Below are 14,541 nucleotides of genomic sequence, written 5' to 3'. Positions count from 1 at the left end.
GCTGTGGCGATTGCTCTGGCTCTGGACGTGCGTGTTGCTGACTGTATCTGTTGTCATTCCTTGACGGAATGTTGTGTTTCCCTTACCTTCTTCGTATGAGCCCAGTGAGCCATCGCGAGGGATCGCCGATCTACAACCAGCTGAGAGTCCTGCGCGCGGAGCGCGGGCTCAGCAGGGTCGCGCTCGCCAACTCGGTGGAGGTCCACCCGCAGACGATCGGCGCCATCGAGCGGGGTGACTACTTCCCGAGTCTCGATCTGGCATTCCGGCTCAGCGACGTGTTCGGGCTTCCGGTCGAGGCGATCTTCAGTCGTAAGCCCTTCGTCCCGCTCTCCGCCCAGCTGTACAACAAGGAGGAACGCCCGTGACGCCGCAACAAGGTTCCGACGAGACGACGACAGTGGCCCGGGGCCCCCTGCGGCCGATGGCGATCGCGCTCGGCGCGCTCAGCGCGGTGATGGTGGTGCTGTCCCAGATCTCGGACGGCAACGCCTTCTCAGACTCCTGGTGGCTCGTGGCCTTCGTCGTCTGGCTGATGCTGTGGGGCATGCTCCGCTCGATGACTCGGGGCCTCGGCGAACGGCCGGTGGCCGGACTCGACGAGCGCGAGCGGGTCGTACGCAACCGGGTCGTGTTCATCGGATACCAGTGCGCGGTCGGCGCCGGCATGGCGGTCGTACTGGTCATGGTCGCCTTCCAGAACGAGCCCGATGTGATCGAACGGATTCCCGCGCTGCTCACCACGCTGATGCTGACCGCCGCGGCGATGCCCTCGATCCTCCTGGGGCTGTCCGGCATGGACGGCGAGGAGAGCGAGAGCTTCCGGGACGAGTGAGCCGGGTAACACGATGAGGCGGGTGCCCACCGATTGCGGCGGTGGGCACCCGCCCTTTTCGCGTCGTGCGTGGTGCTCGTCGTGCTCAGGGGGTTACGCGGTGGAGCGGATTCAGCGGGTTCAGCAGGAGTGGTCGAACGTGTTGTCGATCGACACCGCCGAGATCGCGGACGCGGCGGAGATGCACGCGGCCGACGAGGTCGTGATGGTGACGGTGGCGGCCGGGGCGTCGACCGCGGGGACGAGCTCGTCGGCGTCGGCGTAGCTGGTGTAACCGCTGATCAGGGACTGGGTGTTCATTGCGACTCCTAGAGTGATTCGAACGGTTGTGAGCGTTCGGATGAACGAGGGTTCAGCAGGAGTGGTCGAAGGTGTTGTCGATCGACACGGCCGAGATGGCGGACGCGGCGGAGATGCACGCCTGCGACGAGGTCACCGTGACGGTGATGGTGCCGCCCGGGGCGTCGACCGCGGGGACGAGCTCGTCGGCGTCGGCGTAGCTGGCGTAGCCGCTGATCAGGGACTGAGTGTTCATGGCAACTCCCTTGGACGATTACGAGAATGAACGGTGTGGCCGGATCGGCAATTGGTGAATCACGTTCTCCGGCTGTGCCAGCACCATTCCGCTCCCGGTGCCGCGCTGGCAATGGAGTTGACCGGTTTCGGACACTGGCCGCTTTCGGTCAACGAGTGCCGTTGAGGCCGTAGTTGACCCCGTCTATGCTCGCCGGGATGACCCGAAATCAACTGCGCCGCCTGGTATTGGACAACGGCCTGCGGGTGCTGCTCGCACCCAATCCGACCGGCGCGTCAATCGGTGTCGCCGTGCACTACGGAGTGGGTTTCCGGACCGAACCCAGTGGGCACACGGGCCTTGCCCATCTCTTCGAACATCTCATGGTCCAGGGCGGCCACGGCGCCCCACCCGGTGGATACCTGCCCCAGGTACAGCGGGCCGGCGGCCTCGCGGACGCCAAGACCAGACAGGACCTGACGGTCTATTACGCCGCCGCTCCCGCCTCCGCGTTGGAAATGCTCCTCGGTCTTGAAGTGGATCGAATGCGTTCACCGCGTATTTCCCCGCAGAATCTGCGCACGCAGACCGCGGTGATTGACGAAGAGATACGTCTCATGGTGCGCAATCGTCCCTACGGCGCTTTTCCCTGGGTGCTGCCGCGTGCCCTGCACAGCCGCGCCGAAAACGCGCGGGACGGATACGGCGAGACCGTCGATCTCGCAGCCCTTGACATCCCGCTGTGCGAGCGGTTTTTCCTCGACCACTACAGTCCGGGAAATGCCCAGGTGACGCTGACCGGCGCGTTCGACCCGGACGAGGCGCAGCGCCTCGTACGCCGGTACTTCGAACCCCTCCCGGGACGCCCGGTGGTGGCCGCGCCCGACGGGCCCGAGCCCGAACCCCGCGCGGAGACCCGGATCTCGGTCACCGACCCGCACGCCGGGCTGCCCGCCGTGGCCGTCGGCTACCGGCTGCCGGACCCCGTCACCGAACGCGCCGACTACCTCGCGCACCTCGTCCTCGCGGCGCTGCTGGGGCAGGGCAGACACGCCCTGCTGCGCCGGGGGCCGGCGGCGCCGGCCGGGGTGACGAGCCTGTCCGTGGGCTGCGGCCTGTTCGGGCTGCCGCTGGACACGGCGGGGCCCGATCTGCTGACGCTGTTCGCCGTGTACGGAAGCGCGGTCGGGGACGGGAGCGGGAATGGGGACGGGGGCGGCGGGCGGGTCACGGACGCGCTCGACACCGTACTGACGACACTCGCCGAGAACGAGGTCGACGCCGGGCTGCTGCGCGCCACCACCGCCCGCTGGGCATCCGGGGCGCTGCGCGAACTGGGCGACCCCAGCACCCGCGCCCAGCTCCTTGGCGCGCGCGAAATGCTCTTCGGCGAGGCCGAGTTGACCGAACGGCTGCCCGAGCTGATACGCACCGGAGTGACCGGCGAGCAGGTGAGCCGCGCCGCCGCCCGGCTGCGCGACTCGCACCGGGCGGTCGTACGTTTCCAACCGCGCAGGCGGCACACGGCACCCACGCACCACACGCCCGCCACCGCCGACGGGAAGGCACTGGCATGAGAGGCCCGAACAGCGACACGCGGCTGCCGCTCCCCGACCTCGACACCACCCTCCCCAACGGGCTGCGGGTGGTGCTCTGTTCGGCCCCCGTCGTCCCCCTCGTCGAGATCCGCCTCACCGTCCCGTACGCCACCACGGGGCCGGGGGAGGTCGCGCTGCGCCAACTCCTCGCCGGAATCCTGCTCCAGGGCACCGCACACCGCGACGCCGACGCCTTCGACACGGCCCTCGCCACGCACGGCGCGACCCTCGGCGCCGGGGCCGACGCCCGCAGATTCACCCTCACCGGTCACACCCTCGCCGACTCCCTGCCCGCCGTACTCGCCCTGCTGGCCGAGACCGTGCTCGAACCCCGGCTGACGGAGGACGTCGTCGCCCCCGAACGGACCAGGCTGGCGCGCGGTATCGAACTCACCTCCCACCAGCCGGCGGCCGTCGCCCAGCGGGCGCTGCTGCGCCGGCGGTACGGCGAGGAGGCCGCCGCCCGTCTGGAGCCCGCGCCGCAACTGGCCGCCGCCTGCACACCCGGGGAGCTGGCCGAGCTGCACGCGCGGCATCTCGGCGCGGCCGGCGCAGTACTCGTCCTGGTCGGCGATCTGCGACCCGAGGACGCGCTCGCGGCGGTCACCGACGCGTTCGGGGCGTGGCGCGCCGGGGCGGCCGACGACATACCCCGGCCACCGGCGCCGTTCGTCGGCGGACCTCCGCTGTGGGTGGACCGGCCGGGCGCCGTACAGAGCATGATCCGGCTGGCGACCCCGGCGCTGCCGCGTACGGATCCGGGCTATCCGGCCCTGCATCTGGCCCAGTTGGTCTTCGGCGGGTCGTTCGCTTCGCGGCTGGTCGCGCATCTGCGCGAGGAGAAGGGATACGCGTACCAGCTCGGTTCCGGCATGGAGTCCGTACCGGGCGCCGGCACGCTCATGGTCGAGGCCGACACCGCCGCCGAACACACGGCCGCCGCCCTCGGGGTGATCCGCGACGAATTGGCGCGGATGGCGACCGAGCCTCCGTCGGAGGAAGAGGTCGACGCGGCCAGGAGCTACGCGATCGGCTCCCTCACCACGGCGATGTCCTCCCCGGCGTCCCTCGCCTCCGGCCTGTCGAACCTGCTGCACATCGGGGTCGGCGCCGACTGGCTGCACGGGTGGGGGCCGATGCTGGACGGGGTGCCGTACGAGGCGGTCGCGGAGGCGGCGCGCCGGTTCTTCCGGCCCGGGGACTTCACGGGCGTGGTGCTCGCCGACGAGTCGGCGGTCGCGCCGCTGCGGCGCGGGGGATCGGCCGAACTCGACTTCTGACACACGGTCGTTCGCCAGGCGCGCGAAGAGGGGCCGGTGTTCCCGGGAGCCACCCGGGAACACCGGCCCCTCAGTCACTGTGCGGGGCGGGCGGGGATCAGCGCCGGCTCTTGCTGATCCCGGCGAAGACGGCGACGAGGAGGGCGATGCCGATGGCGATCCAGACTGCGGTGCTCATGAGTACTCCCGTTGAGTGAGATGAGGGTTGGGTGTGGGGGGTTGAAGGGGATCGGCTGATTCGGTGGCTTGCTGGTTCGGTGGTTCGGTGGTTCGTCGCGGTGGCCAGGAGGTTTGGTGGTTCGGTGGTTCGGGCGCGCGGCCGGGTGCCTAGCGCAGGCGAAGTGATTCGGCGAGCGGGACTCTGGAGCCGCTGCGCAGCACACTGTTGGCGTACATCCGCCCGGCGATACGGGTCAGCCCCGCCAGCGCGGCCACCGCCAGCACCAGCGACACCGCCACCTGCCACGCGGGCGCGATACCCAGCAGCATGCGCGCCGGCATCAGGATCGGGCTGAGCGGCGGCAGGAGCGACAGCCACTCGATCACCGGGTCGTGGGCGTTCTTGCTCAGCAGGGATATGCCCAGCACGAACGGTGTGGTGATCAGCACCATCACCGGCTGCACCACCGCCTGGAGGTCCTCCTGGCGCGAGACCCGCGCCGCGGCGGCGGCCAGCATCGCCGCGAAGAGGAAGAAGCCGAGCAGGAACCAGACGCCCATCGTCACCAGCGTGCCCGCCACCGCCGTCGGCAGCGAGATCGCTCCGGTGCCCTCGGCGAGTACGACCGCCGCCCCGCCGAGCAGGACGAGCTGGGTCACGCCCACCACGGCCACACCGATCAGCTTGCCCGCGAGGAGCTGCCAGGGCCGGATGCTGGAGAGCAGCAGCTCCACGACGCGGCTGGTCTTCTCCTCCACGACGCCCTGCGCCAGCATGATTCCGTAGACGATGAAGAAGAAGTACAGCAGTCCGGTGGAGGAGAGAATCAGCGCGAACTGTTCGGCCGCGCTGTTCCCCGACGGCTCCAGCGCCTTGGTCTCCGTGGCCGACGACGCCACACGCTGCGCGAAGTCCACGGGGTCCACGCCCTCGCGTTCCAGCTCCTGTGTCGTGCGCACCTCGGCCACGGCGGCGTTCACGACGGCGAGGAGGTCCTCGTCCGTCTCGCGCTCCACGGTCATCGTGGGGTTGGCCGTGCCGCCGCCGATCACGGCGGAGACGTCCCCGTCGCGCAGCAGTTCCTCGGTGCGGTCACCGTCGACGGTCACGAACTCGAAGTCGAGGTCCGTCGCCCGCTCGGCGACGGCGGTGAGCATCGGGCGCAGCGCGGCGGCGTCCCGGTCGAGACCGACCTTGGTCGGCCCTTCCTTGGAGAAGAGGATGATCAGGGTGTAGACGCCGAGTGCGAGCACCAGGCCCAGCGTGCTCAGTACGAAGGACTTCGTCCGCATCCGGCTGTTGATCTCGCGCCCGGCGACGAGGCCGACCGCGCGGCGGGCCGAGAGCGCGCCGGGATCGGGGGCCGGTGGCTGTGCGTCCGTGTCCGTCCGCGCCGTTGTACTCATCGCCCGCCTCCCTTGGTGCCCGCCGTGACCGCTCCGGCTCCCGCTTCCGTTCCGGCTGCCGCTTCCGCTCCGGCTCCCGCTTCCGCGTCGGTCGCGGACGAGGCGGACGCCGTGGTCGCGGTCGCAGCCGCGCCTTCCGGCTCTGCCTTCGCCTCCGCCTCCGCCTCGGCCTCGTCTCTGGTCACCAGATCGCGGTACAGCTCGGTCAGCGGCGGCCGTTCGGACACGAAGGTGGCGACCGGGCCCGTCGCGAGCGCCGCGTGCAGCACCTGCTGGTCGTCCGCGCCCTTCGTCAGCCGGAGCCGGGTCCGGGTGCCCTCGCGGCTCACGACCTCCACGCCGGCCAGCCCCGCCGCCCAGTGCACGCCCGTCTCGGGCGCCCCGGGCGCGTCGACCAGCAGCCGGCGCTCGGCGCTCTCGCTCAGCTCCTGGACCGTGCCGCAGGCGATGAGCCGTCCGCCGCCGACGATGCCGACGCGGTGGCAGACCCGTTCGACGAGGGCCAGTTGATGGCTGGAGAAGATGACGGGCACGCCGGCGGCGGCCCTCTCCGCGAGCACGTCGCGCATCACGTCCACGGCCACCGGGTCGAGCCCGGAGAACGGTTCGTCCAGCACCAGTGCCTTCGGCTCGTGCACCAGGGCCGCGGCGAGCTGGACGCGCTGCTGGTTGCCGAGGCTGAGGTTCTGGACCTCCTCGGAGGCGTACGACGAGACCTCCAGCCGCTCGATCCACCGGTCGGCGGCGGCACGCGCGGCGGCGCGTGACATGCCGTGCAACTCGCCCAGATACCGCAGGTGTTCGGCGACCTTCATCCGTGGATACAGTCCGCGTTCCTCGGGCATGTAGCCGAACTGCCTGCGGGCCGCGAAGTCGACGGGGCGGCCCAGCCAGCGGACCTCCCCGGCGTCGGGTGTCAGGACTCCGAGGATGATCCGCATCGTGGTGGTCTTGCCCGCCCCGTTGCTTCCCACGAAGCCGAACAGCTCACCGGCGCGGATGTCGAACGTCATGTCGTCGACGGCCCGGCGCTTGCCGTAGCTCTTCCGTACGCGGTCGACCTCCAGCGCTGCCGCAGCCATGTGCCGCACCTTCCGATGGTGAGAACAGTGAAGAACAGTGATGTGTTAACTCGTTGGAGTATTGCGTTAACACATCACTTCGTCAAGGTTGTCATGCGTCTTGACGCTCCACCACGACAATGTGCTTCTCCGTCAGCTCCGACAGCGGGCTCCGGTCCCAGCCGGACCAGCGGCCGGTGACACGCAGTCCGGTGAGCCTGGCCATCACGTCGAACTCGGCGGGCCACGCGTACCGGCTGACCTCGGGCACCTTCCGCAGCCCGCCGGGGCCCAGGATCGTGTGCACGACCAGCGCCGACTGGAGCTGGCGGTTGACCTGGATCGTGTCCAACAGCAGCGCGTCGGCCGCCAGATGACCGATCTGCGTCGTCGCCTCGGAGAGACGGTGGTAGTTCTGCGGGTTGTACGTCTCGAAGACCGCGACCCCGCCGTCGGCGAGCGCGTCGTGGATCCCGCGCAGACAGCTGATCTGCAACTCCTGCGTGGGCAGCATGAAGAACGTGTTCAGGGCGGTGAGGACGATGTCGTACCGCTCCGCCACCTTCAGCTCGCTGAAGTCGGCGACGGCGCTGGTGATGGTGCCCGTGGGGTCGTTCTCGTGGAGCTTCGCCAGCATCGCGGGGGAGGCGTCCACGCCGTGCACCCGGTAGCCGTGCTTGGCCAGCGGGACGGCCAACCGGCCCGTACCCACGCCCAGTTCGAGCAGCGAGGCCGGTGCCGGGCGCAGCTCCTCCAGGAACGTGATCATGGAGTCGATGGCCGGGCCGGAGGTGGGGTAGAGCGAGTCGTAGACATCGGCGAGCGCCTCGCCGTACGCGCTGCTGCCGGCTGCTCCCCCGGAGGGCTTGGAGCCGTTCGTACGGTCCTCGGTCTGCTGCGGTGCTTCGGTGGTCATGCTCTCTCCCTCTGCCTTTCCTGCTCCTGCTGCTCTTCCTGCCGCTGCTCTTCCTGCCGCTGCTCTTCCTGCTGCGGCTTCCCCGGCCCGCTCCCCTGCTGGTTCCCCTGCGGCTGCTCGTGCTGGTTCCCCTGCCGGTTCTGGTGCGGCTCCTCGCGCGCCGTCGCCAACTCCGCCCGCAACGTGTCAGCCGCGGCGAGCACGTCGGGGAACGACGCGGGCGCCCACGCCTCGCGCAGGCCACTGGTCGTACTGCGGCCGGGATGGGGCGGGACGACGACCACGTTGTGGCGGCCGGCGAGCTTCGCGGAGTGCTCCTCGTACGCCGCGCTCCGCACACCACCGGGCGGCAGCGCGGGCGCCAGCGCGATCGCGGCCTGCGTGCACTGGAGCGCGAGCATCGACGGCGAGTCACCGAGCCCAAGCGCCAGCCGGGCCAGATAGTTCAGCGTCGCGGGCAGCACCACCACCGCGTCCGGCCACTGCGCCAGATCCACATGGCGGGCGCGCGGCTCGGGCTCCTGCGGCCAGCGGTCCTCAAGGACGTCGCAGCCGCCGATGGCCACCAGCGCCTCGCGCGTGACGAACCGGGTGGCCGCCCCCGTAAGGACGTAACGCACCTCCACCCCGGGCTGCCCCATCTTCAGCCAGCTCGCCCAGAACGGCAGATGGGCGGCGGTCACCGACCCCGTACCGACGACCAACAGTCGTTCGATACCGACCGGTCCGGGCACTGCGGCGCCGGCGGTCACCGGGCCGCCGCCCCCGCTTCCGAACCCGCCACGGGCGCGGGTTCGGAAGCGGGCGCGGGCTCCGGCGCGAGCGCCGGGTCCATGGGAGGAGCCGTGGGCGCCGGCGTGACGGCGGTCGCGCCGCCCTGCCCCCGGCCGCCGTCCTGTCCCCGTTCGCCGTCCTGTCCCCGGCCGCCGCGCAGCGTCTGGCCGTGCACCAGCTCCTGGTAGAGCGCGGAGCGCGTCAGCAACTCCTCGTGCGTACCCCGGTCGACGATCTTGCCCTCGTCCACCACCACGATCAGATCGGCGTCCTGGACGGTCGAGATACGGTGCGCGACGGCGATCACCGCACGTTCGGCGGCGAGTTCACGCATCAACGCCCGCAGCCGCTCCTCGTTCTCGCTGTCGAGCTGGGACGTCGGCTCGTCGAACAGGACGATGCGCGTGTCACGCAGCAGTACACGGGCCGCCGCCAGCCGCTGACGCTGGCCACCCGACAGGTCCTCGGCGCGCCCCAGTTCGGTGTCCAGACCGTCCGGCAGCGCCTCCACGGCACCGCGCAGCCCGAGCGTCTCCAGTGCCCGCCACAGCTCCGCCTCCGGTACGTCGCCGTCCCGGCCGAGCTGGAGATTCTGCCGCACCGTGCCCTCGACCAGGGTGAAGCTCTGGTCGACGTAACTGATCTCACCGCGCAGCTGCCGCAGCGGCCACTGCTCGACCGGCGAGCCGCACAGCGAGATCCGGCCCGAGTCCGGCAGCAGGAAACGCTCCGTCAGACCGAGCAGCGTCGTCTTCCCGGCACCCGAGGGACCGACGATGGCCGTCAGCCCGCGCGCCGGCGCCGCGAAGGACGCCGCGTGGATGATGGTGCGGTCGCCGTCCACGTAGGTGACCTGGTCGAACTCCACGGCCGGCGCGGTCGCGGACGGCACGACCGCGGCGGCGGCGCCGGAGTCCTCCGACGGGATCGTCAGCACGCTGTTCAGCCGGCCACGCGCCGCCAGACCCGCCTGCATCCGGGCGAAACCCGACACCAACAAGGTCAGCGGCGACACCAGTTGGAGCAGATAGACGATGAACGCGGCGAACTCGCCGATGTTCAGATCCCCCGACGTCAGCCGCGCCCCGCTGACGACCATCACCGCCACGATCGACAGCTGCTGGCCGAACTGCATCGTGGGACCGACCAGCGCGCTGACCTTCGCCACCGACACGGCGGCCTTGCGCGCGTCGTCGACACTGTGCCCGAGCGACGACGCCACCTGGCGCTCCGCCAGGAACGCCTTGACCGTCGGCAGCGACAGCACCGCGGCCGTCATCTGCTGGGACATCGAACCGATGGCGTTCTGCTGCCGCTCCACCCCGCTGCGGATCGCCCGTACGCACGCGAAGATGCCCAGGCCGGCGATGGTGAACGTCGCCAGGACCACCAGCAGCAGCACCCAGTCCAGCACCCCCATCGCGATCAGCGTGCCGACCGCCAGGAACAGCGACGACGGGATCTGCGCCACACCGACGTCCACCACCGAGCGCAGCTGCGAACTGTCGGAGCTGGCGCGGGCGACCAGATTGCCGGCCCCCTCGCGCCGTACCCGGCGCAGCGGCAGGGTCAGGATGTGCGCGGCGATCCGGAACCGCGCCTCGGAGACCAGGGCCTCACCGGCGCGGGCGAGCAGGAACGAGCCGATCGCCGACGTGAGACCCGCGCCGAGCGCGAGACCGGCCATCAGGAGCATCGGGCGGATCGGCCGCTCGTCCTGGCCGAGGGCGATCACCAGATCGCGGACCTGGAGAGGGAGCAGGAGCGTGGCGACGGCGGAGAGCATGCTCATCACCACCGCACCGGCGACGGCGGTCTTGCGGCCCTCCAGGAGCTGGGCGAAGACACGCAGTTCGTCGGTGCCGGCCGGACGTGGTTCTGCCTTGGCCATGGTGGTGGTTCTCCTCAAGCTTGCGGTTGCATCCGGTCACTTTCGGTCGTCGCACGGCCGACGTGGTCAGGGGGCGGCGGCCTCTGCCTCGGTCTGAGGGCTGGGCTCGGGCTTGGGTTTGGGCGCGGCTTCGGGCTCGGGCTCGGGCTTCCGTTCGGTCTTGGCCTCGGGCTTGGCCTCGGTCTTTCCGGCCGGCGCGGGCGTCCACGGCCAGGGCGCCGAGTCCAGATTCCGGGCGGGGTCGGCGGGGTCCACGTTCGCCGCGGCGCAGGCCGCCGACAGCTCGGCGACGGACGGGCGCTCGCGCCCCTGCTCCGCCGCGGCCACGAACGCGCGCGCCACGACATGCGCGCGGTGCTCACCGAAACTGAGCCCGCGCATACCGGTACGGTCGTCCTTCGGCTCCCACGCGGCCGTCACACCCGGCGCCACGACATGCGCGAACGCGGGGGACGGGCCGTCCGGCAGCCCGGTGGCCACGGCGCTCTCGGTCAACGCGTCGACCACACCCCAGGATTCGGCACTGAGATAGACCACCATGCCGTCGTTACGCGGCAGACTGGCCGGGTTCGAGATGATCTTCGCCCGGTAGATCGCCGACCGGCTCTCCAGCGTGCTCAGCACGGCGTTCCACAGGGCCGGCCCCTGCTCGGCGTCGGCCACCCGCAGATACATGCGCAGCAGATCACCACCGCCGGTGCGGCCCTTGCCGCTGTCCACCAGGAAGAAGCCCGGCGAGATCAGCGGGCGGGCGGCCGGGAGGGTCATCAGGACCACGGGGCGCGCCGGATCGCCGACCGTACGGCCGGTCTCCGCCAGCGACACCGAGTCGGGCACGCCCAGCCGCAGACCGTCGATCTCCACCACGCGGCGTCCGGCGGCTGTCCGCCGCCCGGTGAGAACGGCGGGCGCGAGGGTCGTCGGGTGCGGGGTCGCCTCGGCGATCCGCGCCTCGTACTCCGGCGCGCGCAGCGTCTTGGGGGCCTTGCGGTCGCGTATGCCACGTCCGGTGTGCAGCACCTCGTACAGGGTGCGGGCGAGCGTGAAGCGCATCGCCGGCGGGGACTCGGCCGTGATCTCGTCGTCGCCGACCCAGGCGGTCCTGCCGTCGGGCGCGATCCGGACCGTGTCCAGCGCGTCGCGCAGACCGGCGGAGAGAAGCGGCGTCGCCGGTTCGCCAGGTTCGGCGCGGGCGGTGTCCGGGGCCAAGTCCGAGGCCCCGTCCGTGGTCCCGTCCGTGACCGTGCCTGCGACCGTGCTCATGCGGCCTCCCCGAGTCCCACCGTGGAGACGAAGCTCCGCGGATCAAGTAGCGCTGTCCTGCCGATCCCCGCCGCCGCCCGGACGATGGCCGACAGCCGGCCGCTCTCCCTGGTCGAGGCGATCAGCCGGTCGATCAGATGCCAGCCGGCGTACGACGTGGCCCGCACGACGAGCCCGTCGTCGTCGGGGCCCCCGCCCTCGCGGTAACCCCGGTGGAACGCGGCGATCAGCGGCAGCACACGGTTCAGCTCCTCGCTGCCGCGCGCCACGACCTCCTCGTGGGTGAGCGTCGCCGAGAAGGCGTCGTCCGCCTCCTGGGAGGGGATCCGCAGCACCGCGCGGTGCAGCCACTCGCCCACGTACGCGCCCACGTCACGCGCCGGATCGCCGAGCCGGAACTCCTCCCAGTCGTTCACGTACAACGCCGAATCGGTGACCAGGAACTGATCGAGCCTCAGATCCCCGTGGATCGGCACGAGCGCGGCGTCGGACTCGGTCGCCCGGAGCCGTTCGAGACCGTCGAGCAGCGCGGCGTCGCGCTGCAACAGTCCCCAGCCCTGGATGAACGCGCCGGTGGCGGTGACGTAGTGCTCCAGCGGCAGCGAGCGCAGGTCCTCGACGGGCGGGTACGGGTGCGGGTCCGGCTCGGGGAAGTCCTCGGGCAGGAAGGGCAGTCGGTGCAGGGCGGCCAGCGTCCGGCCGGCCTCGGCGGATGTCGCCTCGGTGAACTCTTCCTCCGCCGCCAGCTCGCTGCCCGACCTGATGTCGTCGAGCATCCCGAAGACCAGCAGACGCTGTTCCTCGTCGCCGCCCAGGAATTCCGGGCGGGGGAAGGGGGATTGGCCGCGATTCATCAGGCGCTCGAATGACATCAGGCGCCGGTAGCGCTTCAGGGATTCCTTGGGATTTCCCTTGAGGCGCTTCACGAATACGGCGTTGCCGGTGTCGGTCACGCCGGACCAGTTGTCGTTGCGGCCCGGATAGGAGAAGACCTCCGAGGCGTCGAGTGAACCCAAGTCGAGCTGGACGAGTAGCTGTTCGACCGATGCGTCCACGGGACTGTCGACAGCCGACGCGGAAGACCGGCCCTGCGGGTATTGAATCTTTTCGCCTGCCACAGCCGTTTTCTATCGCGGGAAGCCGTCGGCGGACAACGAATTGACCGCCATCGGCCACCCTCCGTCCGGGCGGGGCGCGGTGGGGGCGCGGCGAGGCGCCACGGCGCGCTGTGGGCGGCCCGCGGGACCGCCGTCCCGGCCCGTCACGGGCGGGCGCTCGGCCGCCCCCCGGGGCCCGTCGGTACGACCGACGCGGGTGCCGACGCGTGTGCCGACGCAAGGCCGGCGCATGCCCGCCGTACGCCCACCGCGTGCCCGCCGCGTCCTCGGGGGAGAAGCGCTTCCATGCGGGTCAGCAGGGAAAACCGACCCGCGTGGAAGCGGGCCGGACGGTGTCGTTCGGGCGGTGCCGTTCGGGCGGTGCTCGGGCGGTGCTCGGACGGTGCGGTTCAGGTGGAGCGGTTTCCGGCGAAGCGGTTCAGCCCGACGAACGGCGGCCGGTGACGATTCCTCCGCTAACCGTCACGCGACACCGCCGCTCGTGGAACTCTCCGCGTCCGAACCGGAATTCCGTTGTCTCCTGGCCGTTTACACCGGCCGATCCCGGGTTACGGAACCAACTGGATTCGACGGCCTGGAACGGGCGGCTCGGGTGGGACTCAGACGATTCTTCTCCGTACGGCCCACACGACCGCTTCGATCGGCGTTTCGACGTCGACGCGATCGCATATGGTCCGCAGTTTTCGGCGCAGTGTGCGGTCGCTCATTCCCATCCGGCGTGCGACCTGCGCCATGGTGCAGCCCTGCGAGACAAGTTGAAGGATTCTCAAGTGATCGTTTTCCAGTCCGAGGTGGGGGGCTCTGAGGACACTTCGTGGATTCACCTGTATCAACCTCACGGTTGTCCGGCGGTGAGGCGCCGGATTCCGAGGTGCTCGACGGCCTGAAACAACAAGCTCGTTCACAGTGCTGCCGCCGGAAGAGCTGCTTTCTCCGGTTCGGTCGAGCGCGGTCCGGGAAGTACGGATTTCCGGTCTATGAATCAGTCAGTTCCTGCCCCCGTTCCAGTCATCGGATCGGAGTGGTCGTCCGATCCGTCCGTCCATGACGCGGGAGTTGTCTCCTCCCGTGTCCGAGGTGGGCGGGACGTCGGCCACCCGCGGCCATGACACCCCTCCATCTCGCCTCCACTTCGTATGTTCAAACGGTCGGGTGGGTGGGGTGAACAGGGCGGGATGTGATCGCCCTGTGCTGTCGACTCGTCACCGGTCGGTCCTGAGGGTGCCCGCACGGTCTCTCAGCTTCGGGTTTCCGCCCTTTCGCGGGCCCTCGGGGGGTGGTGCGACACGCCCGGAATATGTGACGCAGATCACAGCATCCATTTGAGGTTCTCATGAGTCTTCGCGAGACGGCCATGTCCGGAACGTCATGACTGGATACCTCGGCAGGGTGTCCGCCGGACACGTCGCACACGCGCGACGAGCCCTGCCGAGAGCAGTCGCGCGGGTCGTCCGCGCCGCTCGGAGGCCGGTTCCCGCGACGGAGGAAGCGATCCCGGGGCGACCAATTCAGGCCGTCGTGAGCCTGGTTGATAAACAGCCGAATGGCCGGAAGGAAGGTGCCCGAGACGCCTGCGGGAAGGCGGTATTCCGGGCAGATCAAGGCGCCGCGCCGGTTACACCGGGGAAAGGCCATGCCCTTGTTGTGTCGGCCGTGTTAAGCGTCGGTGGAGGCGGTCGGGTCACTCCGGCAGGTCGCCCGCAATTACGCCCCGAAGAGCGGGCA

13 protein-coding genes are annotated in these 14,541 nt (G+C 70.4%); 4 read left to right on the top strand and 9 right to left on the bottom strand.

What is annotated here, in order from left to right:
* The first annotated feature begins 95 nt into the window (after positions 1–95).
* Together ACFYNU_RS01365 and ACFYNU_RS01360 are read left to right on the top strand one after the other, a co-directional pair.
* Entirely contained in the window at positions 96–368 is a 273-nt protein-coding gene (locus ACFYNU_RS01365) for a helix-turn-helix transcriptional regulator (protein ID WP_189107025.1), read from the top strand.
* Positions 365–835 (top strand): hypothetical protein, encoded by a 471-nt coding sequence (locus ACFYNU_RS01360; protein ID WP_356589714.1) that lies wholly within the window; start codon positions 365–367, stop codon positions 833–835. The genes ACFYNU_RS01365 and ACFYNU_RS01360 overlap by 4 nt, the downstream gene beginning before the upstream one ends.
* 120 nt (positions 836–955) lie before the next feature.
* Here the strand turns inward: ACFYNU_RS01360 and ACFYNU_RS01355 are convergent, their stop codons facing one another.
* Both ACFYNU_RS01355 and ACFYNU_RS01350 read right to left on the bottom strand, forming a co-directional pair.
* On the bottom strand, positions 956–1,135 hold the full coding sequence (locus tag ACFYNU_RS01355; protein WP_023541578.1) for an LxmA leader domain family RiPP: 180 nt from the start codon (positions 1,133–1,135) through the stop codon (positions 956–958).
* Between the two features lie 52 nt (positions 1,136–1,187).
* Positions 1,188–1,370 (bottom strand): LxmA leader domain family RiPP, encoded by a 183-nt coding sequence (locus ACFYNU_RS01350; RefSeq protein WP_023541579.1) that lies wholly within the window; start codon positions 1,368–1,370, stop codon positions 1,188–1,190.
* 197 nt (positions 1,371–1,567) lie between these two features.
* Here ACFYNU_RS01350 and ACFYNU_RS01345 point away from each other — a divergent pair, with 197 nt between their 5' ends.
* Both ACFYNU_RS01345 and ACFYNU_RS01340 read left to right on the top strand, forming a co-directional pair.
* Positions 1,568–2,926, top strand: a complete 1,359-nt coding sequence (locus ACFYNU_RS01345) for a pitrilysin family protein (RefSeq protein WP_356589716.1) — start codon at positions 1,568–1,570, stop codon at positions 2,924–2,926.
* Complete coding sequence (locus ACFYNU_RS01340; protein WP_356589719.1) at positions 2,923–4,227, top strand: pitrilysin family protein; 1,305 nt, start codon at positions 2,923–2,925, stop codon at positions 4,225–4,227. Before ACFYNU_RS01345 ends, ACFYNU_RS01340 begins: the two co-directional genes overlap by 4 nt.
* Before the next feature lie 327 nt (positions 4,228–4,554).
* Here the strand turns inward: ACFYNU_RS01340 and ACFYNU_RS01335 are convergent, their stop codons facing one another.
* From ACFYNU_RS01335 to lxmK, 7 genes are all read right to left on the bottom strand, one after another.
* A complete protein-coding gene (locus ACFYNU_RS01335; protein WP_356589721.1) occupies positions 4,555–5,793 on the bottom strand; it encodes an ABC transporter permease in 1,239 nt (412 codons plus the stop codon).
* Positions 5,790–6,875: an ATP-binding cassette domain-containing protein gene (locus ACFYNU_RS01330; RefSeq protein ID WP_356589723.1), complete on the bottom strand. Its 1,086-nt coding sequence runs from the start codon at positions 6,873–6,875 to the stop codon at positions 5,790–5,792. Before ACFYNU_RS01330 ends, ACFYNU_RS01335 begins: the two co-directional genes overlap by 4 nt.
* A gap of 91 nt (positions 6,876–6,966) precedes the next feature.
* The gene (locus tag ACFYNU_RS01325) at positions 6,967–7,770 is read right to left on the bottom strand and encodes a methyltransferase domain-containing protein (RefSeq protein ID WP_356589725.1); all 804 of its coding nucleotides are present in this window, start codon (positions 7,768–7,770) and stop codon (positions 6,967–6,969) included.
* The gene (locus ACFYNU_RS01320; protein ID WP_356589727.1) at positions 7,767–8,522 is read right to left on the bottom strand and encodes a flavoprotein; all 756 of its coding nucleotides are present in this window, start codon (positions 8,520–8,522) and stop codon (positions 7,767–7,769) included. Before ACFYNU_RS01320 ends, ACFYNU_RS01325 begins: the two co-directional genes overlap by 4 nt.
* Positions 8,519–10,435: an ABC transporter ATP-binding protein gene (locus ACFYNU_RS01315; protein WP_356589729.1), complete on the bottom strand. Its 1,917-nt coding sequence runs from the start codon at positions 10,433–10,435 to the stop codon at positions 8,519–8,521. The genes ACFYNU_RS01320 and ACFYNU_RS01315 overlap by 4 nt, the downstream gene beginning before the upstream one ends.
* A 66-nt stretch (positions 10,436–10,501) precedes the next feature.
* Positions 10,502–11,698 (bottom strand): T3SS effector HopA1 family protein, encoded by a 1,197-nt coding sequence (locus ACFYNU_RS01310; RefSeq protein WP_356589731.1) that lies wholly within the window; start codon positions 11,696–11,698, stop codon positions 10,502–10,504.
* Entirely contained in the window at positions 11,695–12,753 is a 1,059-nt protein-coding gene (gene lxmK / locus ACFYNU_RS01305) for a class V lanthionine synthetase subunit LxmK (protein ID WP_356589733.1), read from the bottom strand. Before lxmK ends, ACFYNU_RS01310 begins: the two co-directional genes overlap by 4 nt.
* Positions 12,754–14,541 lie beyond the last annotated feature (1,788 nt).

The sequence above is a fragment of the Streptomyces sp. NPDC006643 genome (genome assembly GCF_042870175.1).
Lineage (GTDB): Bacteria > Actinomycetota > Actinomycetes > Streptomycetales > Streptomycetaceae > Streptomyces.
The sequence above is the reverse complement of the archived record's forward strand: the minus strand, read 5'-3'. Positions and strand labels throughout refer to the sequence as shown.

Excerpts from the sequence above, each read along its gene's own strand:
- ACFYNU_RS01365 (WP_189107025.1), top strand. The coding sequence starts at position 96 with ATGAGCCCAGTGAGCCATCGCGAGGGATCGCCGATCTACAACCAGCTG.
- ACFYNU_RS01345 (WP_356589716.1), top strand. The coding sequence starts at position 1,568 with ATGACCCGAAATCAACTGCGCCGCCTGGTATTGGACAACGGCCTGCGG.
- ACFYNU_RS01350 (WP_023541579.1), bottom strand. The coding sequence starts at position 1,370 with ATGAACACTCAGTCCCTGATCAGCGGCTACGCCAGCTACGCCGACGCC.
- ACFYNU_RS01325 (WP_356589725.1), bottom strand. The coding sequence starts at position 7,770 with ATGACCACCGAAGCACCGCAGCAGACCGAGGACCGTACGAACGGCTCC.
- ACFYNU_RS01315 (WP_356589729.1), bottom strand. The coding sequence starts at position 10,435 with ATGGCCAAGGCAGAACCACGTCCGGCCGGCACCGACGAACTGCGTGTC.
- ACFYNU_RS01340 (WP_356589719.1), top strand. The coding sequence starts at position 2,923 with ATGAGAGGCCCGAACAGCGACACGCGGCTGCCGCTCCCCGACCTCGAC.
- ACFYNU_RS01310 (WP_356589731.1), bottom strand. The coding sequence starts at position 11,698 with ATGAGCACGGTCGCAGGCACGGTCACGGACGGGACCACGGACGGGGCC.
- ACFYNU_RS01335 (WP_356589721.1), bottom strand. The coding sequence starts at position 5,793 with ATGAGTACAACGGCGCGGACGGACACGGACGCACAGCCACCGGCCCCC.
- ACFYNU_RS01330 (WP_356589723.1), bottom strand. The coding sequence starts at position 6,875 with ATGGCTGCGGCAGCGCTGGAGGTCGACCGCGTACGGAAGAGCTACGGC.
- ACFYNU_RS01355 (WP_023541578.1), bottom strand. The coding sequence starts at position 1,135 with ATGAACACCCAGTCCCTGATCAGCGGTTACACCAGCTACGCCGACGCC.